The sequence below is a fragment of the Micromonospora rosaria genome, from assembly GCF_001567585.1.
Lineage (GTDB): Bacteria > Actinomycetota > Actinomycetes > Mycobacteriales > Micromonosporaceae > Micromonospora > Micromonospora rosaria.
Map to the genome: position 1 here is coordinate 26,940 of NZ_LRQV01000009.1, position 18,538 is coordinate 45,477.

Sequence of the window (18,538 nt, forward strand, 5' to 3'; positions counted from 1 at the left end):
GCCGTGGGCGCCGGGTAGCCGCGACCATGCTGGTACAGCGGCTCGGCGTGCCGAGCGACTTCGACCCGTTGCTGGCGCGGGCCCGGGACGCCCGGGTGGTCATGATCGGCGAGGCCACGCACGGCAGCCACGACTACTACCGGCTGCGGGAGCAGCTCACCCGGCGGCTGATCGCCGAGTGCGGCTTCTCCTTCGTGGCGGTGGAGGGGGACTGGCCGGACTGCGACCGGGTGCACCGCTCGGTGGTCGGCGCCGCCGGGGGCGCGGCGGACCCGCGTACCGCGTTGGAGCGGTTCGAGCGCTGGCCGACCTGGATGTGGGCGAACGCCGAGGTGGCGCGCTTCTGCCGGTGGCTGCGGGCGTGGAACCTGGAGCGACCCGAGGCGGGCCGGGTCGGCTTCCACGGGCTCGACGTGTACAGCCTCTGGGAGTCGATGCAGGCGATCTTCGACTACCTGGGCGAGGAGGACCCGGACTCGCTGGAGGCGGCCCAGGAGGCGTACCGGTGCTTCGAGCCGTACGGCAAGCGGGTCGAGGAGTACGGCATGGCCAGCCGGTTCGTCTCGGCCCGGTGCGAGGAGGAGGTGGTCCGGCTGCTCGCCCGGACCCGGGAACACGCCGCCTCGGACGGCCCGGACAGCTTCTCCGCCTGGCAGAACGCGGAGGTGGTGGCCGGCGCGGAGCGCTACTACCGGGCGATGGTCGGCGGTGGGCCGCAGTCGTGGAACGTGCGGGACGTGCACATGGCCGACACCCTGGACCGGCTGCTGGACCGGTACGGCCCGGACGCCCGGGGCGTGGTGTGGGCGCACAACACCCACGTCGGGGACGCGCGGGCCACCGACATGGCCGCCGACGGGATGGTCAACCTGGGTCAGCTCGCCCGGGAGCGGCACGGGGCCGGCGCGGTCTGCCTGGTCGGGCTGGGCGCGTACCGGGGGACGGTGGTCGCCGCGCCCCGGTGGGGGTCGGCCGCCGAGACGATGGTGGTCCCGCCGGCCCGGCCGGGCTCGGTGGAGCACCGGATGCACGAACTGCTGCCGGAGCGGGCGGTGCTGGTCTTCGGCGGCCCGGACCAGCCGGGCTGGGTGACCGACACCGTGGACCACCGGGCGATCGGGGTGGTCTACGACCCGAGCTTCGAGTCCTGGGGCAACTACGTGCCGACCCGGCTGGCGCAGCGGTACGACGGGTTCATCTGGTGCGACGAGGCCACCGCGCTGCACCCGCTGCCCGCCCTGGTCGCCCCCGGCGAGCTGGAGACCTGGCCGGCCGGGGTGTGAGGGGCAGCAGCCGCCGGGGCGGACGTGGCGCGGCCCCCGTCACCACGGGGGTGACGGGGGCCGGTCGGGCCGGTGTCGCGGTTACGCCCGGACGGGGGCCTGCTCGTCGAGCTGGGCGCGCAGCTTCTCGCCCTCGATGTCGACGTTCGGCGTGATCCGGTCCAGCCAGCGCGGCAGCCACCAGGCCTTCCTGCCGAGCAGGGACATCACCGCCGGGACGATGGTCATCCGGACCACGAAGGCGTCGATCGCCACGCCGATGGCGAGGGCGAAGCCGATCGACTTGATCACCGGGTCCTCCAGGAAGAAGACGAAGCCCCCGAAGACCGCGATCATGATCAGGGCGGCGGCGGTGACCACCCGGGCGCCGTGCCCCATGCCGTTGATGGTGGCCTGCTGGGCGGTGTCCCCGTGGACGAAGTCCTCCCGCATCCGGGAGACCAGGAAGACCTCGTAGTCCATGGCCAGGCCGAACAGGATGCCGATGAGCAGGATCGGCAGGAAGCTGATCAGCGGGCCGGGGGTGTCCAGCCCGACCAGCCCGGCCAGCGTGCCCTCCTGGAACACCGCCACCGTGATGCCGAAGGTCGCCGCCACGGTGAGCAGGAAGCCCAGCGCCGCCTTCACCGGGACCAGGATCGACCGGAACACCAGCATCAGCAGCAGGATCGACAGGCCGACCACGAGCACCAGGTAGACCGGCATGGCGTCGGCGAGCTTCTCGGAGACGTCGATGCCGACGGCGGTGACCCCGGTGAGCAGCACGTCGACCTGGTTGACGTCGGCCACCGCGGCGCGGATGTCGTGGACCAGGTCCTCGGTGGCCGGGTCGGTCGGCCCGGCCTGCGGGATGACCGCCAGCAGGGCGGTGTTCCCGCTCGGGCTGAACTGGGCCGGCGCCACGGCGATCACCCCGCCGGTGCCCTGGATCGCCTGGCTGACCTGCGGGATCGACGCCTGGACGGCCTGCGGCTGGTCACCGGTGACGACCACGGCGAGCCGGCCGGTGAAGCCCGGTCCGAAGCCCTCCCGGATCAGGTCGTTGTTCGCCCGGGCCGGCGAGTCGACCGGGGCGGTCCGGTCGTCCGGCAGGGCCAGGCGCATGTCCTGGGCCGGCAGCGCGAGCGCCCCCAGGCCGATCAGCCCGACCAGGATCACCGGGATGCGCAGCCGGGTGATCCAGTGCGCCCACCGGAAGCCGAAGGTGGTGCGGTCCTCGGCCGGGACCGCCCGCTCCGGGTCGCCGGCCTGGCCGGCGACGGCGGCCCGCTGCTTGCGGGAGAGCACCCGGTGACCGGCGAAGCCCAGCAGGGCGGGCTGGAGGGTGATCGCGACCAGCACGGCCACCGTGACGGTGCCCGCCGCGGCGAGGCCCATCGCGCTGAGGAAGGGGATCCCGACGACGGAGAGCCCGGCCAGGGCGATGACCACGGTGGCCCCGGCGAAGACCACGGCCGAGCCGGCGGTGCCGACCGCCCGGCCGACCGCCTCGTCCGGTGCCAGCCCTTCAAGGAGGTTCTGCCGGTGCCGGGAGGTGATGAACAGCGAGTAGTCGATGCCGACGGCCAGGCCCAGCATCAGCGCCAGGATCGGGGTGACGTCGGTCATCTCGAAGACGTTGCTCAGGGCGTACAGGCCGGCCATGCCGACGCCGACGCCGATCAGGGCGTTGAGCATGGTCATCCCGGCGGCGACCAGGGAACCGAAGGTGATCACCAGGACGACGGCGGCCACCAGGACGCCGAGCGCCTCGGTGGAGCCGACCTCCGGTACGGCGGCGAGCACCTCACCGCCGGGGGCGACCTCCCAGCCCTGCGCCTCGGCCGCCGCGCCGACCTTGCCGTACGCCTCGCGCTGCTCGTCGGTGATGCTGTCCGCCCGGTCGGCGAACTGCACCTGCACCAGGCCGTACCGGCCGTCGGGGGAGACGGCGCCGGCCTGCACGGGGTTCACCGCGGCGACCACCCCGGGCACCTGGGCCGCCTCGTCGACCAGGCCCTGCACCACCGCCTGCCCCTCGGGGCTGGCCAGCCCGCCCTCCGCCGGGGCCTTGACCGCGATGGTGCCGGTGGCGCCGCTGGCGGCCGGGAACTGCTCGGCCAGCAGGTCGATCGCGCGCTGCGACTCGGTGCCGGGCATCGAGAGGTTGCTCGACATGGGGCCGCGCAGCGTCGCCGCGGCGAGGCCGAGGCCGACGAGTACGACGAGCCAGACGGCGACGACGAGTCGCCGACGGCGCAACGATGCCCGGCCGAGCCGGTACAACAGGGTCGCCATGGAGATCCTTGTCCTCGGGGTTGGTGGGGTCGGTCGGTCCGGGGGCCGGTCGGGGCGGGTCCGCCGGAGGCGGTCAGTCGGGTGGTTCGACGGCCCGGCCGAGAACCGCCAGTAGGGCGGGGCGTAGTTCCTCGTCCGGCAGGTCGCCGAACTCCGGGCAGGTGTGGGCGATCCCGGCCAGCGCGACCAGCGCGGCGACCCGGGCGGTCGGCCGCGGCGAGCCGGCGAGCGCCTCGATCAGCCGGTCGGTGCCCTGGCGGACGTGGGTGAACTCGGGGTGGTGCAGCAGCTCGGGCAGGTCCCCCCGGAGCAGCGCGATCTCCCGGCGGAACCGCACCGCGAGGTCGACGAAGCCCTCGACCGCGGCCCGCTGGGCCGCGGCTCCGGTCAACCCGTCGAAGCGCGTGACCATCGCGTGGAACGCCGCGATCGCCGGTGCCATCAGCTCCCCGAGGAGCGCCTCCTTGCTGGCGAAGTGGTAGAGCACCGCCGCCTTGGAGCAGCCCACCTCGCGGGCGATGTCCTGCAACGACGTGCCCTTGTACCCGGACACGGCGAACCGCCGCGCCGCCGCGGCAAGGATCTCGTCGTGGGTCTCCGGTACCGCCCGTGCCATCCGGCCACCTCCCGGCGACCAGGATGCCTGACCGATCGGTCAGACCCTGACCGATCGGTCAGAATCGTGGCGCAGGACACACCGACTTGCCCGGATTGGTACCCGCCGAGGGGTCGGGTAGGAGGGCCGGCGAGGCTCAGGCGGCCGGGGCGGGGCGGGGGCGGACCAGGTACAGCAGAACGGCGGCGGCGACGAAGAAGACGCTCATCGAGGCCGCCATCGGCAGCAGCGAGTCGTACCCGAAGATGCCGGTCAGCGGGGTGACCAGGGCCCCGGTGAGGAAGCTCAGGCCGCCCTGGAGCGCGGCGGCGGTGCCGGCGGAGCGGCGGCCGGCCTCCTGGGCGAGCGCCGTCGTGGCCGGCATGGTGAAGCCCATCCCGCCCACGACGACGCAGAGCAGGGCCCACGGTACGGCCAGCGGCACCGTCGCCGGATCGGCCAGGGCGGCGCCCAGCAGGCCCAGCGCGGCCACGGTCGAGGCGACCACCCCGACGGTCCGCAGCCGGACCGCCCCGACCCGCAGCACCAGCAGCCGGAACAGCAGCCCGGCCCCGGCCATCGCGGCGGCGTTGGTGGCGAAGACGACGGTGTACGTCGACGGGCTGACGTCGAAGGCGGACTGGAGGACGAAGGACGAGCCGCCGATGTAGATGAAGAACCCGCCGGTGGCCAGGCAGACCAGCACCACGTGTCGCATGAACGCCCAGTCCCGGGCCAGGTCGGCCATCCGCGCGCCGGTCTGGCGCAGCCCGGCGGGCTGCCGGCGGTGCCGGGGCAGGGTCTCCCGGATGCCGAGCAGCACCGCGACGAACATCGCCACGCCGAGCCCGGCGAGGGCGGCGAAGACGGTACGCCAGGTGCCGTGGGCCAGGATCAGGCCGCCGACGGCCGGGGCGACGACCGGGCTGAGGAAGGTGATCGACGAGATCAGGCCGAAGGTGGCGGCGGCCCGGTCGCCCCGGTGCGTGTCGGTCACCGTGGCCCGGGCCAGCGCCACCCCGCCGCCCGCGACGACGCCCTGGAGCAGCCGGGCCGTCACCAGCACCGGGCCGTTCGGGGCGAGGGCGCAGACCACGGAGAGGAGGGCGAACAGGGCGCAGCCGACCAGCAGCAGCCGGCGTCGCCCCCATGCGTCGCTGAGCGGGCCGAGCAGGAGCTGTCCGGCGGCCAGCCCGACGACGAACGCGGTGAGGGTGAGCTGGGCGACGGCGGCGCTGGTGGACAGCGAGCGTTGCAGGTCCGGCAGGGCGGCGATGTAGGTGTCCGTGGCGAACGGGCCGACCCCGAGCAGGAACACCAGGGCCACCAGCGAGGGGGCCCGGACGGGCGACTGCGGGCCGGCCGGGTCGGGCCGGACGGCGGACTGCTGCGTCGTGCTCACGGGGGACCTCACACTCCGGGGCGGGCCGTGCGGGGACGGGCGGACGCCGGTGACGCGGGCGAGGGCGCGGCGGGCACCCTCGCCCGCGCCGGGACGTCCGGCGTGGTCAGTGGTGGGGGCCCGAGTACCGGGACATGTCGCCGCGCAGCACGACGGCGGGTCGGCCGTCCACCCCGACCGGTACGTCACCGGCGACGGTGACCCGTTCGCAGCGGCGGTGCGCGGTGCCGTAGTCGTAGATGGCGTAGTGCTGGGTGGCCCGGTTGTCCCAGATCGCCAGGTCACCGACGCGCCAGCGCCAGCGTACCGTGTGTTCCGGCATGGTCACGTAGTCCTGGAGGGCGCGCAGCACGTCCCGGGAGGCCTGCGGGCTGAGGCCGCTGATCCGCCGGGCGAAGCCGCCGAGGACCAGGGCGCGTTCCCCGGTCTCCGGGTGCACCCGCACCGCCGGGTGCTCGGTCTCGAAGACGGTCGAGACGTAGTCGAGCTTGCCGCGGACCACGGTGGCGTCGGTGTAGTCGGAGTCGTTGCTGTGCACCACCCGCAGCCGGTCGGCCAGCTCGCGCAGCTCGGTGGGGAGGGCGTGGTACGCGGCGACCGCGTTGGCCCACATGGTGTCCCCGCCCACCGGCGGGATGACCACGGCGTGCAGCAGGGCGAGGGCCGGCGGCCGGTCGACGAAGGTCAGGTCGGTGTGCCAGTGGTTGGCCCGGGTGCCCTGGGCCGAGTCGATCTCCCGCAGGTACGGCTTCTCCTGCGGCGGCGCGAAGATCGGGTGTCCCTTGGTCAGCTCGCCGAAGCGCTGGGCGAACTCCACCTGCCGGGCGTAGTCGAGGCGCTGGTCGCGCAGGAACACCACCTTGTGCTCCAGCAGCGCCGCCCGGATCCGGGCGATCACGTCGTCGCCGAGCGGGCCGGCGGCGTCCACCCCGGTGATCTCGGCGCCGATCGCGCCGGCCAGCCGGGTCACGCCGATCTCCGTCTGCGGCGGGGCGTACGAGTCGAGCATGTCGGTCTCCTCTCTGGGGGCGGGCGGCGGGGCCGGCCGGTCCACGCGCGTACCGGCCGGCGGACCCGCCGCTACCACGGGACGGGGCCCTGGTCGTCGAAGAAGCCGCCGGTCGGCCCGTCGGCCGGCAGGGTGGCGAGGTCGACGATGATCCGCGCGCCGTCGTGCACGCTGCGGGTGCCCCGGAACGCGTTCATGTCGGTGGCGGTGTACCCGGGCGTCGCCGAATTGATCTTCACGTGGGCGTGCTCCGGGTCGTCCCGGAACGCCCGCGCGTACTGGATGGTCAGCATGTTCAGCGCCGCCTTGGCGGCGGTGTACGCCATCCGGACGCTGGCGTCGCCGGGCAGGTCGGCGCCGTCGGCGGTGAGGGCGAGCGAGGCGGTCGTACTGGACACGTTGACGATGCGGGGGGCGGGGGAACGGGCCAGCAGGGGCAGCAGCGCCTGCGTCACGGTGACCACGCCGAAGACGTTGACCTCGAAGATCTCCCGCATGGTCGGCGCGGTGGTCGCCACGGCGGTCGCCGGGCGGAACGCCCCCGCGTTGTTGACCAGGATGTCCAGCCGGCCGAGCCCGTCGGTGAGCTGCCGGGCGACCGCGGCCACGCTCGCCGGGTCGGTGACGTCCAGCGGTACCGGCACCACGTGTGCGCCCTCGGTGGCCAGCTCGGCGGCGACCGCCGCCCCGCGCCCCGGGTCACGGCTGCCGAGCAGCACGGTCACTCCCTTGTGCGCGAGTTGGCGGGCGGTCTCCCGACCCAGCCCCCGGTTTCCGCCGGTCACCAGCGCGACCTCGCCCGATCCGGTCACCACGCCTCCCTCGCCGATCCGCCCGGTCCGTGGGACGTGCCCGATGACGCCGGGACGTCCGCTCTCTTCACCCTCGCACAGGGTTGTCTGAGTTGCCAATCGACGCGGCGATGGTTGGCAAATTTTGGCAAGAGTTGGCACACTGGGTGGGCCGCGCGCCGGGCGGGGCCCGTCCGGACGAGTCGGGCGACCGCGCCCGGCCGAGACCGTGGCCGAGCCGCCCGGACGAATCCGTGGCGGAACCCGAGCCGGAAGGCGTACCCATGACACCGCTGCACCGACCCTGTGCCCGGCCCCGTACCGACACCGCCCACCGGGAGCCCCGGTGAGCTGGCTGGTCGTCGGCGGCGCCGGGTACATCGGCTCCCACGTCGTCCGCCGGCTGCGGGCCGACGGGCGCGAGGTGGTGGTGCTCGACGACCTCTCCACCGGCGTCCGCGAGCGGCTCCCGGCCGACGTCCCGCTCGTCGTCTCCGGGCTCGACCGGGCCACCATCGCGGCGACCCTGCGCCGGTACGCCGTGACCGGCGTGGTCAACCTCGCCGCCCGCAAGTCCGCCCCCGAGTCCGTCGCCCAGCCGCTCTGGTACTACGAGCAGAACGTCGAGGGGATGCGGGCCCTGCTGGAGGCGGCGGTCGACGTCGACGTCCGACAGGTGCTGCTCTCCTCCAGCGCCGCCGTGTACGGCCGCCCGCCGGGCACCCGGGTCACCGAGGAGACCCCGACCGAGCCGATCAACCCGTACGGCGAGACGAAGCTGATGTGCGAGTGGATGCTCCGCGCGGCCGGGGTCGCGCACGGCGTCTCCTGGATCGCCCTGCGGTACTTCAACATCGTCGGCTCCACCGACCCGGTCTGCGCCGACACCAGCGGCGACAGCCTCTTCCCCCGGGTCTTCCAGCGGCTGACCACCGGCCGGCCGGCGGTGGTGACCGGCCGCCACTTCCCGACCCGGGACGGCACCGGGGTCCGGGACTACGTGCACGTCGCCGACGTCGCCGACGCGCACGCGGCGGCCATCGCCCGACTGGAGTCCGGCCGGTGCGCGGACGTCTACAACGTCGGCACCGGCAGCGGGTACTCGGTGCTGGAGGTGCTGGCGGCGGTGCGCGAGGTGACCGGCCTGCCGGTCGAGGTGGAGGTGCTCCCGCCCCGCCCCGGCGACCCGCCCGAGGTGGTCGCCGCCGTCGACAAGATCGGCCGGGAGATGTCCTGGCACGCCCGCAACGACCTGTACGACATGGTCCGCAGCACCTGGCAGGCGTGGCGGCCGATGGTCACCGCGCCGACCCGCCCGGCCCGGCGTCGGCGCAGCCCGGCCCCCGGCCGCCGCCAGCGCGTCCGCTGACCGGCCCTCCGGCCGCCGCCAGCGCGTCCGCTGACCCGCACTGCCACCCGTACCGCTGGCGGACCTGGAGCCCGCCGGCCCGACCGATCGGAGTAGTGGCCCATGTCCGAGCCCCGCGCCCGCAACTGGGGCGGCAACGTCACCTTCGCCGCGGCCCGGCTGCACCGGCCCCGGACCCTCGACGAGCTGCGCCGGATCGTCGCGGCCAGCCGACGGATCCGGGCGCTGGGCAGCGGCCACTCGTTCAGCGCCGTCGCGGACACCACCGGCGACCTGGTCCGCCTCGACCGGCTGCCGCACACGGTGGACGTCGACCCGGACAGCTCGACGGTGACCGTCGCCGCCGGGGCCACCTACGCCGAGGTCGCCACCCGGCTCCAGGCGGCCGGGTACGCCCTGGCGAACCTCGCCTCCCTGCCGCACATCTCGGTCGCCGGCTCGGTCGCCACCGGCACCCACGGCTCCGGGGAGGCCCTGCCCTGCCTGGCCGCCCAGGTCCGGGCGGTACGGCTGGTCGGCCCCGAGGGCGACCTGGTCGACCTGGACCGCGACGCCGACCCGGACACCTTCCCGGGCGCGGTGGTCGCCCTCGGCGCGCTCGGCGTGGTGACCCGGCTGACCCTCGACGTGGAGCCGACCTACCGGCTCGCCCAGCACGTCCGGGTCGGGGTACCGCTCGACGAGGTGGCCGAGCGGCTCGACGAGGTCTTCGGCGCGGCGTACAGCGTCAGCGTCTTCACCCACTGGATCGACGGGGAGGCGGTGGTCTGGCTCAAGCGGCGGACCGACCGGCCGGTGGCGGACTGGGCCGGCGGCCGGGCGGCGACCGTACCGGTGCACCCGGTGCCGGAGCTGCCGGCCGACAACTGCACCGACCAGCTCGACGTGCCGGGGCCCTGGCACGAGCGGCTGCCGCACTTCCGGCCGGACTACGTGCCCGGCTCCGGGCGGGAACTCCAGTCGGAGTACTACCTGCCCCGGCACCGGGCCACGGAGGCGATCGCTGCGCTGCGCCGGCTCGCGCCGGTGCTCGACCCGGTGCTGCAGATCTCCGAACTGCGCGCGGTACGCGGCGACGACCTGTGGCTCAGCCCCGCGTACCGGCGCGACAGCGTGACCGTCCACTTCACCTGGGCCGACGACCCGGTGGCGGTGCCGCCGGTGATCCGGGCCGTGGAGGAGCTGCTGCTGCCGCTGGGCGCCCGCCCGCACTGGGGCAAGCTCAGCGCCGCCGACCCGGCGCGGATCGCCGCCGGGTACGAGCGGGCCGAGGACTTCCGGAAGCTGGCCGCGAGCCTCGACCCGGTCGGCAGGTTCCGCAACGCCCACCTCGACGCCCTCTTCCCCGCCTGACCCCGGACCGCCCCCTGCCGCCGTCGATGAGGAGACGACCGTGACCACCACCAGAGGACTGCGCATCGCCCTGCAACTCCAGCCCCAGCACGCCGAGTACGCCCGGATCCGCGAGACCGTGGCGCGGGCCGAGGAGCTGGGCGTGGACGTGCTCTTCACCTGGGACCACTTCTTCCCGCTCGACGGCGACCCGGCCGGGCGGCACTTCGAGTGCTGGACGATGCTGGCCGCCTGGGCCGAGGCCACCTCCCGGATGGAGCTGGGCCCGCTGGTCTCCTGCACCGGCTACCGCAACCCGGACCTGCTCGCCGACATGGCCCGGACCGTCGACCACGTCAGCGGCGGCCGGGTGATCCTCGGCCTCGGCTCCGGCTGGTACGACCGGGACTTCACCGAGTACGGCTACGAGCTGACCACCCCCGCCGAACGCCTCGACGACCTGACCCGGGCGCTGCCCCGGATCGAGGCGCGGCTGGCCGCGCTGAACCCGCCACCGGTACGGCGGATGCCGGTGCTCATCGGCGGCGGCGGGGAGCGCCGGACCCTGCGGCTGGTCGCCCGGCACGCCGACATCTGGCACTCCTTCGGCGACCCGGACACCCTGCGGCAGAAGGCGGACGTGCTGCGTCGGCACTGCGCGGCGGTGGGCCGCGACCCGGCCGAGATCGAGATCTCCGGCAGCGTCGGCGGCGGCCCCTCACCGGCCGGCGAGCCCGACGACCTCGGCCCGAAACTGCGCGACCTCGGCGTCACCCTGTTCACCCTCGGCGTCGACGGCCCCGACTACGACCTCACCCTGCTGCGCCGCTGGCTCGCCTGGCGCGACGCCCAGTAGCCCCGACCGGCGACGTCCGCCGGTCGGGGCGGTGGTGGCTCTCCGACGCCTTCCCCGGCGGGTCGCGTCGGGAAACCGCCACCGCTCAGCGGTGGTGCCGGTCGGCAGGTGGTGCCGGTCAGCGGGGGGTGATGTGCAGGGGGAGGTGTTCCGGGCCGGCTACCGCGATGGAGCGGACCCGGTGCACCGGACCGGCCGGCTCGATCCGGCCGGCGGTGTCCAGCAGCTCGGTCAGCAGGATCCGGAGCTGGGTACGGGCGAGCGTGCCGCCGATGCAGACGTGCTCGCCGATGCCGAGGGCGAGGTGCCGGTTGGGGCTGCGTCCCACGTCGAACCGGTACGGGTCGGCGAAGACGCGCTCGTCCCGGTTGGCCGACGGTACCCAGAGCACCACCCGGTCCCCGGCGGCGATCCGCTGGCCGGCGACCTCGCAGTCCCGGGTGGCGGTGCGCATGCTGTGCGTGGCGCTGGACGTCCAGCGCAGGATCTCCTCGATCGCGCCGGGCAGCAGGTCCCGGTCGGTGCGCAGCCGCTCCCACTGGTCCGGGTGGGTCAGGAAGGCCGCCATCCCCCCGGCGACGGCCAGCCGCCCGTTCTCCGTGGCGCCGATGATGTTCTCGCAGTTGAGCAGGATCTCCTCCTCGGTGAGGAGGTCGTCGCCGAGGGTCCCGCCGGCCATCATGCTGACCAGGTCGTCGGTCGGCTCGGCGATCCGCCGCTCCATCAGGTCGATGAAGTACCGCATCAGCTCGTGGTGCGCGGCCAGCGAGACGCCCGCCTCGAACGCCTCGTTGGTCCAGCGGAACAGGTTCTCGTGGTCGCGTTCCGGCACCCCCATGATGGTGCCGATGACGTGCATGGAGAGCCGGCCCGCCACGTCGTGCACGAAGTCGCAGCGCCCCTGCTCGTACGCGCGGGCGAGCACGTCGCGCACGCAGGTGCGGATCGTGCCCTCCAGCGAGCGCACCGCCCGGGTGGTGAACCAGTCCGCGACCACCGCGCGCAACTGCTTGTGCCGGGGCGGGTCGGTCAGCGCGAGGGTCATCCCGCCGCCCGGGTCCTCGCCGAGCGCCACCGGGCGCAGCAGCACCCCGTGCCGGGAGCTGAACGTCTCCGGGTCGCGGTAGACGGCGCGGACGTCGGCGTACCGGGTGAGCGACCAGAACGCGGGCAGCTCGCCGGCCGGGTGCCGGTGCACCGGGGCGTGCCGGCGCAGCCACCGCCAGATGCCGTGCGGGTCGCCGTGCGCGTGCAGGTCCGCCTCGACGAGCAGCTCCGGACGCGGGTCCTCGGCGGGCGCGGCGGACGGCGGCGGGGCCGGCCGGTCGGGGACGGTGACGATCATCGGGAGCCTCCCGGGGAGCTGGTGTGCAGCCGTTCCTCGAACCGTTTGGCCAGCTCGCGGGCGCACGAGCCGGCGACCGCGTCGCGCCGGTACCAGACGGTCAGCCGCAACCCGCCGTCCGCCTCCGGCCACAGCTCGGTGTGCAGCTCCAGCGGCAGGTCCAGGTAGGGCTGGCGGACGAAGGTGGCCTCGGCCCCGTCGAGCGCCAGCGTGGGCGGGGCGTTGTCCTGGAGCGCGAAGAGGGTCTGGAACAGCGGCGGGCGGTGCCCGCCCGGCAGGTCGGCCATCCGTAGCAGGTCCTGCAACGGCACGTCCTGGGCGGCGAACGCGGCGCCGAACGCCTCGCCGACGGCCCGGGTGGCGGTCGGCCCGTCCCCGAGGGCCGCCCCGCGCAGCCGGACGCAGAGCATGGTGAGGTGGCAGCCGACGGCGAGTTCCGAGCCGGCGCCGTGCCGTTGGGCGACCGGCACGCCGACCGCGAGGTCCCGTTCCCCGGTGACCTCGGCCAGGGCCGCGCCGTGGTGGCGCAGCAGCACGACGAAGCGGCTCACCCCGGCGGCCCGCGCCTGCGCGTCCACCCCGGCCACCACCGCCGGGGACAGCGGCACCTCGATCAGTCCGGGCTCGCCGCCGTCGGCCGGGCCCGGGTACCCCGGCCAGCGGATCGCCGGCACCCCGGCCAACTCGGCGCGACGCCGTTCCCGGTGCGTGTCCAGCCCGCTGTCGGCGAGCCGGGCCAGGTGGTCACGGTGGGTCCGGGCCAGCGACGGCGGCGCGGGCGTGTCCGGTGCCGCACTGCCCCGCCGGGCGGCGTTGTACGCCGCCGCGAGGTCCCGCGCGAGGACCGCCTCGGACCAGCCGTCGAAGGCGATGTGGTGCACGACCACGCCGAGCACGGTCACCGGCCCGGCCGGTACGACCGCGACCCGCCACACGTCGGCCTCGCCGATCAGCAGCTCGGTGCCGAAGAGGGTGCGCAGCGCGCCGACCGCCGCCGCCACCGACGGCTGCGCGGGCAGCGCCTCCACCGGCGGCGGGGCCAGGTCGACGACCTGGGCGACCGGCCGGGGGTCGGCCAGGTACGCGGCGCGCAGCGGCTCGTGCCGGGCGTGCACCGCGCCGACCGCCGTCGCCAGCGCCGCCTGGTCCAGGTCGCCCGCCACCACCCAGGTCAGCAGGCAGTGTGAGGTGAGGTCGGTGGGGTCGAGCAGGTGCCGGGTCAGGTACACCAACTGGAGCGGGGTGAGCGGGACGAGGCCGGGGTCCGGCTCGGCCCCGGTGCGCTCCGGTGGCGGATTGTCGTCGAGCCAGCCGGCGAGGGCGGCGACGGTGGGGTGGGCGGCGAGGCGGGCCAGCGGGACGGGGCGGTCCAGCCGGGCGGCGAGCCGGGCGCAGACCCGCCCGGCGTCCAGTGAGGTGCCGCCGAGGGCGGCGAAGGGCACGTCGGCGGGGACGGTGGGCCGTCCGAGGACGGCCGCGACCACCTCGGCGACCACCGCCGCGGTACCCGTGTGCCCGCCGTCCCCGGCCCCGGTGGCGGTGCCGGCGGGCTCGGGACGGTACCCGGCCAGCAACGCCCGCTCGTCCAGCTTGCCCTGCGGGGTGACCGGGAACGCCGCGACGGTCAGCACCTCGGCGGGGACCTGGTACCCGGGCAGCGCGGCCCGGAGCACGTCACGCGCGTCGGCGAGCCGGTCGCCCGCGCGCTGCGGCACGCACCAGGCGAGCAGCTTCGGCTCGGCGTCGGCGGGGCGGTCCACCAGCACCCGGCAGGCGCGTACCGGCAGCAGGTCGAGCAGCCGCCGCTCGATCTCGGCCGGCTCGATCCGGTGCCCGCGCAGCTTCACCTGCCGGTCGGCCCGGCCCCGGAAGTGCAGCAGCCGGTCGCCGTCGCGCACGCCCAGGTCACCGGTGCGGTACGCGCGCACGAGCCGGCCGCCGAGGCGCAGCGTGACGAACTTCTCGGCGGTCAGCGCCGGGTCGCCGAGGTAGCCCAGGGCCAGCCCGTCGCCGGTCACGCAGATCTCCCCGACCTCGCCGACCGCGCACGGCCGTTCGCCGTCGAACACGTGGACCCCGGTGCCGGGCACCGGCCGCCCCAGCGGCACCCCGTCGGGGCGTTCGCAGTCGGCCGGGGTGATCGGGTGGGTGGTGGCGAAGACCGTGCTCTCCACCGGGCCGTACCCGTTGAGCAGCAGCACCTCCGGGTGCTGCCGCAGGAAGCGCGCGACGTGGTCGGGGGAGAGGCGTTCCCCGCCGATCATGAGCTGGCGCAGCCCCCGGAACGCGGCCGGGTCCTCGTCGACGACCATGTTGAACAGGCTGCTGGTCAGCCAGGCGGTGGTCACCCCGTGCCGGCTGACGACCTCCCGCAGCGCCCCCGCCGTCAGGTACGGCTCGGTCACCACGACCGAGGTGCCGCCGTGGTAGAGGGCGGCCCAGAGTTCGAGCGAGAAGGCGTCCCACGGCACCGGCGCGGCGAGCGGGACCACGGTCCGCTCGTCGAAGGTGGCGAAGGTGCCGGGAGCGAAGAGGCGGGCGGTGGCCCGGTGCGGGGTGAGCACGCCCTTGGGCCGGCCGGTGGTGCCGGAGGTGAAGAAGACGCAGGCCGGGGCGTCGCCGTCGACCTGCGCGGGCCGGAAGCCGGGCGGCGGGGTCACCGGGCCGGCCGGCGGGGTCCACACCGGCCGCCCGACCCCGGTCACCGGGGCGGGGGCGACCAGCAGCGGCGCGGCCAGGACGTCGGTGACCTCGGCCAGCCGGGCGGCCGGCCAGGCCGGGTCGAGCAGCGCGTACGCGGCGCCGGTCTTCAGCACCGCGAGCAGCGCGGTGACCAGCTCGGCGCTGCGGGGCAGCAGCACCGGCACCCGGTCGCCCGGCCCGACCCCGGCCGCGACCAGCGCGGCGGCCCAGGCGTCGGCGGTGCGGTCCAGCTCGGCGTAGCTGATCCGGCGGTCACCGGCCACCAGTGCGGTGGCCTCGGGCCGGTGGCGCGCGGTGTGGGCCACGCGCTGGTGCAGGCCCTCGTCGGCCGGCGTGGACGGTGGCCCGGCGGTCCACCTGAGGTCTGGCTGCACGTGTTCCCCTCCCGTCTCGCACGTGTCAGGCATCTCGTCCCATCGGCTCGGGCATCGACACCACGCATCAACGTTGCCAAGTGTGCCTCACACGTTGCCAGAGTTTGCCTAATGCGGCAACCTGGAGTGACCGCTGTGCCGAGCGGCGGCCGTACCCCGGACCCGCGTCGAAGGTGAGGACATGAGCCGAGACCGATCACTCGACATCGCCGTCACCGGTGTGCACGCCCGCCTGCCCGGCGTGACCGACCTCGACGACTGGTGGGCCGCCACGCTGGCCGGCCGGGTGCTCACCACCCGCCTCGACCGCGCCGACCTGCTCGCCGCCGGGGTGCCGGCGGCCCTCGTCGACGACCCGGACTACGTGCCGGCGCGGGGTCACCTCGCCGACGCCGACCGCTTCGACCACACGCTGTTGCGGGTCAGCGCCCGCGACGCCGAGCTGATGGACCCCCAGCACCGGCTGATGCTGGAGACGGCCTGGGCCGCGCTGGAGGACGCCGGCACCGCCGGCCCCGCCGCCGCCGAGCACACCACCGGCGTGTACGCCTCCGGCAGCGGCAGCGGCTACCTGCGGGCGATGCTCGCCAACGGGCCCCTGGACCCGCTCACCCTCGACCAGGCGCTGCACGGCACCGAACCGGACTTCGTCGCCAGCCTGATCTCGTACAAGCTCGGCCTGACCGGGCCGGCGCTGGGCGTGCAGACCGCCTGCTCCTCGTCGCTGGTCGGGGTGCACCTGGCGGTGCAGGCGCTGCTGGCCGGGGAGTGCGACCAGGCCGTCGTGGTCGCCGCCGGCATCGACTTCCCGCAGGCCGGGCACCTGCACGTACCCGGTGGCATCCAGTCCGTCTCCGGGAACTGCCGGCCGTTCGACGCCGCCGCCGACGGGGTGGTGGCCGGCTCCGGGGTGGTCGCCGTGGTGCTCCGCCGCCTCGCCGACGCCCTCGACGACGGCCCGGAGCCGTACGGCGTCCTGCTCGGCACGGCGGTCAACAACGACGGCGCGGCGAAGGCCGGCTACTACGCGCCCTCGGTGACCGGCCAGGAGGCGGTGATCCGGGCCGCCCTCGCCAGCGCTGACGTCGGCGGGGAGAGCATCGGCTACCTGGAGGCGCACGCCACCGGCACCCGGGTCGGCGACCCGATCGAGTGGGCCGCCGCCAGCGCCGCCCTCACCACCGCCGGAGCCCGGCCGGGCCAGGTGGCCGTCGGCGCGCTGAAGGCCGCCATCGGTCACCTCGACTCGGCGTCCGGGCTGGCCGGGCTGGTCCGCGCGCTGTGGGTGGTACGGGAGGGGGTGGTGCCCCCGGTCGCCGGCTTCACCGCGCTCAACCCGCTGCTGGAGGCCGACGGCTCCCCGCTGTACGTGCCCACCGAGGCGGCTGCCTGGTCCGGCCCGCAGCCGCGCCGCGCCGGGGTCAGCTCGTTCGGCATCGGCGGCACCAACGCGCACGTGATCGTCGAGCAGCCGCCGGCGGCGCCGGCCGTACCGCCGCGCCCCGAGCGGGAGCGCCTGGTGGTGCTCTCCGCCGCCGACGGTGCGGCGCTGACCCGTACCGCCGCGCGGCTCGCCGAGCACCTGCACCGGGCCGGACCGGACCTGGCCGACGTGGCGTACACCCTGGCCGCCGGCCGGGCGGCGCTGCCCGAGCGGCTGGCCGTCACCGGGCGGACCGCCGCCGAGGTGGCCGACCGGCTCACCGGCGACGCGGGGGCGCTGCGGGGCCGCGCGCCGGTCGACGGGCCCGCCCCGGTGGTGTACCTCCTCCCCGGGCAGGGCACCCAGCAGCCGGGCATGGCCGCGCCGCTGGCCGGGGCGCTCCCCGGCTTCGCCGACCACCTCGACGAGTGCCTCGCCGCCTTCGACGCCGAGCTGTCCGCCCGGCTGCGCCGGGCGCTCCACGACCCCGACGCCCCCGCCGACGAGCTGGCCGCCACCGCCCTCGCCCAGCCGGCGCTCTTCGCCGTCGGGTACGCCGCCGGCCGGGCGCTGACCGCGCTCGGCGTCGCCCCGGCCGCCCTGGTCGGCCACAGCCTCGGCGAACTCACCGCGGCCTGCCTGGCGGGCACCTTCGGCCTGGCCGACGCGGCCCGGTTCGTGGCCGCCCGGGGGCGGGCCATGCAGGACTGCCCACCCGGCGCCATGCTCGCCCTCGGCTGCGACCCGGACACCGCCCGCGACCTGCTCGCCGAGACCGGCGCGGAGCTGGCGGTGGCGACCGTGAACAGCGCCGACGGCTGCACCGTCGCCGGCGCCGTCGAGGAGGTACGCCGGTTCGCCGACCGGCTCGGCGACCGGGTCTTCCACCGGGTGCTGCGGACCAGCCACGCCTTCCACAGCGCCCTGGTCGAGCCGGCCCTGCCGGCCCTGGACCGCGCCCTGGACGGGGTACGGGCGCACCCGCCGGCCGTGCCGTACGCCAGCAACCTCACCGGCCGGCTGGTCCAGCCCGGGGAACCGGTCGACGCGCGGTCGTACGTGGCGCAGGCCCGCCGGCCGGTCCGGTTCGCCGACGCGCTCGCCGACACGATGGCCCGGCTGCCCGGGTGCGTGGCCGTCGAGGTGGGACCGGGGCGGGTGCTGACCGGCCTGGCCGAGGCCGCCGGGCTGCCCGCCGTGCCGCTGTGCCCGCTGCGCACCGACCGCCCCGAGGGGGAGGTGCTGGCCGCCCTGGGCACCCTCTGGACCTGGGGGCAGCCCGTCCCCGCCGGGCTGCTCGGCGGGGCCGACGGGCGGCTGGCGCACCTGCCCGGGTACGCCTTCGGTGGTCGCCGGTGGCTGGCCCCGGAGGCGACCCCGCCCGCCGCCCGCGCCCCCGCCGATCGTGCTGTCGCCGACCGCGCCGTCAGCGGGCGCGCCGACACCGATCCTGCCGTCGGTGAGCGTGCCGGGGTCGACCGGCCGCAGCGGTCCGGTGCCGGCGGGCCCGACCCGGCGGTGCTGGTGCCGAAGCTCTGGGCCGAGGTGCTCGGCCACACCGACCTGGCCGACGACTCCGACTTCTTCGCCCTCGGCGGGGACTCGCTGCTCATCACGCAGCTCGCCCGCCGCGTCCACGAGGAACTGGGCCTGCGGGTGCCGCTGCGGGAGATGCTCGCCGGCCGCACCCTGGGCCGCCAGACCGCCGTGGTGCGCGACGCGCTCCGGCGCGACCGCGCCCGGCCCGAATCCTGACCCTCGGCCCGCCCACCCGCCCGC

General features: G+C 75.7%; 12 protein-coding genes. 5 read left to right on the top strand and 7 right to left on the bottom strand.

What is annotated here, in order from left to right; translation table 11 throughout:
- Nucleotides 1–26 precede the first annotated feature (26 nt).
- Complete coding sequence (locus tag AWW66_RS04735) at nt 27–1,283, top strand: erythromycin esterase family protein (RefSeq protein ID WP_067360265.1); 1,257 nt, start codon at nt 27–29, stop codon at nt 1,281–1,283.
- 81 nt (nt 1,284–1,364) lie between these two features.
- On the opposite strand, the gene AWW66_RS04740 is transcribed toward AWW66_RS04735, so the two are convergent.
- The 5 genes from AWW66_RS04740 to AWW66_RS04760 all read right to left on the bottom strand — a co-directional run bounded on the left by AWW66_RS04740 (nt 1,365) and on the right by AWW66_RS04760 (nt 7,378).
- Nucleotides 1,365–3,560, bottom strand: coding sequence for an MMPL family transporter (locus AWW66_RS04740; protein ID WP_067360267.1), 2,196 nt, complete (start codon nt 3,558–3,560; stop codon nt 1,365–1,367).
- Nucleotides 3,561–3,633: 73 nt separating this feature from the next.
- A complete protein-coding gene (locus tag AWW66_RS04745) occupies nt 3,634–4,176 on the bottom strand; it encodes a TetR/AcrR family transcriptional regulator (protein ID WP_067360269.1) in 543 nt (180 codons plus the stop codon).
- A 136-nt stretch (nt 4,177–4,312) separates the two neighbouring features.
- Nucleotides 4,313–5,557, bottom strand: coding sequence for a multidrug effflux MFS transporter (locus tag AWW66_RS04750; RefSeq protein WP_169807055.1), 1,245 nt, complete (start codon nt 5,555–5,557; stop codon nt 4,313–4,315).
- A gap of 106 nt (nt 5,558–5,663) precedes the next feature.
- On the bottom strand, nt 5,664–6,566 hold the full coding sequence (locus tag AWW66_RS04755) for a TauD/TfdA dioxygenase family protein (RefSeq protein WP_067360271.1): 903 nt from the start codon (nt 6,564–6,566) through the stop codon (nt 5,664–5,666).
- A gap of 71 nt (nt 6,567–6,637) precedes the next feature.
- Nucleotides 6,638–7,378 (bottom strand): SDR family oxidoreductase, encoded by a 741-nt coding sequence (locus AWW66_RS04760; RefSeq protein WP_067360347.1) that lies wholly within the window; start codon nt 7,376–7,378, stop codon nt 6,638–6,640.
- 325 nt (nt 7,379–7,703) lie between these two features.
- On the opposite strand from AWW66_RS04760, the gene galE reads away from it, so the two are divergent.
- The 3 genes from galE (at nt 7,704) to AWW66_RS04775 (ending at nt 10,914) form a co-directional block, all read left to right on the top strand.
- Nucleotides 7,704–8,726 carry a UDP-glucose 4-epimerase GalE gene (galE, locus tag AWW66_RS04765; RefSeq protein WP_067360273.1) on the top strand — a complete coding sequence of 341 codons (1,023 nt, stop codon included), beginning with the start codon at nt 7,704–7,706 and terminating at the stop codon, nt 8,724–8,726.
- 102 nt (nt 8,727–8,828) lie between these two features.
- On the top strand, nt 8,829–10,079 hold the full coding sequence (locus tag AWW66_RS04770; protein ID WP_067360274.1) for an FAD-binding protein: 1,251 nt from the start codon (nt 8,829–8,831) through the stop codon (nt 10,077–10,079).
- A gap of 40 nt (nt 10,080–10,119) precedes the next feature.
- Complete coding sequence (locus AWW66_RS04775) at nt 10,120–10,914, top strand: LLM class F420-dependent oxidoreductase (protein WP_067360276.1); 795 nt, start codon at nt 10,120–10,122, stop codon at nt 10,912–10,914.
- 118 nt (nt 10,915–11,032) lie between these two features.
- Here AWW66_RS04775 and AWW66_RS04780 read toward each other — a convergent pair whose 3' ends face one another.
- Both AWW66_RS04780 and AWW66_RS04785 read right to left on the bottom strand, forming a co-directional pair.
- On the bottom strand, nt 11,033–12,259 hold the full coding sequence (locus tag AWW66_RS04780; protein ID WP_083978219.1) for a cytochrome P450: 1,227 nt from the start codon (nt 12,257–12,259) through the stop codon (nt 11,033–11,035).
- Nucleotides 12,256–15,336, bottom strand: a complete 3,081-nt coding sequence (locus AWW66_RS04785) for a non-ribosomal peptide synthetase (RefSeq protein WP_067360278.1) — start codon at nt 15,334–15,336, stop codon at nt 12,256–12,258. The genes AWW66_RS04780 and AWW66_RS04785 overlap by 4 nt, the downstream gene beginning before the upstream one ends.
- Nucleotides 15,337–15,517: 181 nt before the next feature.
- Between AWW66_RS04785 and AWW66_RS04790 the strand changes: the two genes are divergently transcribed.
- Nucleotides 15,518–18,514: a type I polyketide synthase gene (locus tag AWW66_RS04790; protein WP_067360280.1), complete on the top strand. Its 2,997-nt coding sequence runs from the start codon at nt 15,518–15,520 to the stop codon at nt 18,512–18,514.
- The last annotated feature ends 24 nt before the right edge of the window (nt 18,515–18,538 follow it).

Coding starts and splice junctions, on each gene's coding strand:
- AWW66_RS04735 (WP_067360265.1), top strand. CDS start 27: ATGCTGGTACAGCGGCTCGGCGTGCCGAGCGACTTCGACCCGTTGCTG.
- AWW66_RS04740 (WP_067360267.1), bottom strand. CDS start 3,560: ATGGCGACCCTGTTGTACCGGCTCGGCCGGGCATCGTTGCGCCGTCGG.
- AWW66_RS04745 (WP_067360269.1), bottom strand. CDS start 4,176: ATGGCACGGGCGGTACCGGAGACCCACGACGAGATCCTTGCCGCGGCG.
- AWW66_RS04755 (WP_067360271.1), bottom strand. CDS start 6,566: ATGCTCGACTCGTACGCCCCGCCGCAGACGGAGATCGGCGTGACCCGG.
- AWW66_RS04770 (WP_067360274.1), top strand. CDS start 8,829: ATGTCCGAGCCCCGCGCCCGCAACTGGGGCGGCAACGTCACCTTCGCC.
- AWW66_RS04780 (WP_083978219.1), bottom strand. CDS start 12,259: ATGATCGTCACCGTCCCCGACCGGCCGGCCCCGCCGCCGTCCGCCGCG.
- AWW66_RS04790 (WP_067360280.1), top strand. CDS start 15,518: ATGAGCCGAGACCGATCACTCGACATCGCCGTCACCGGTGTGCACGCC.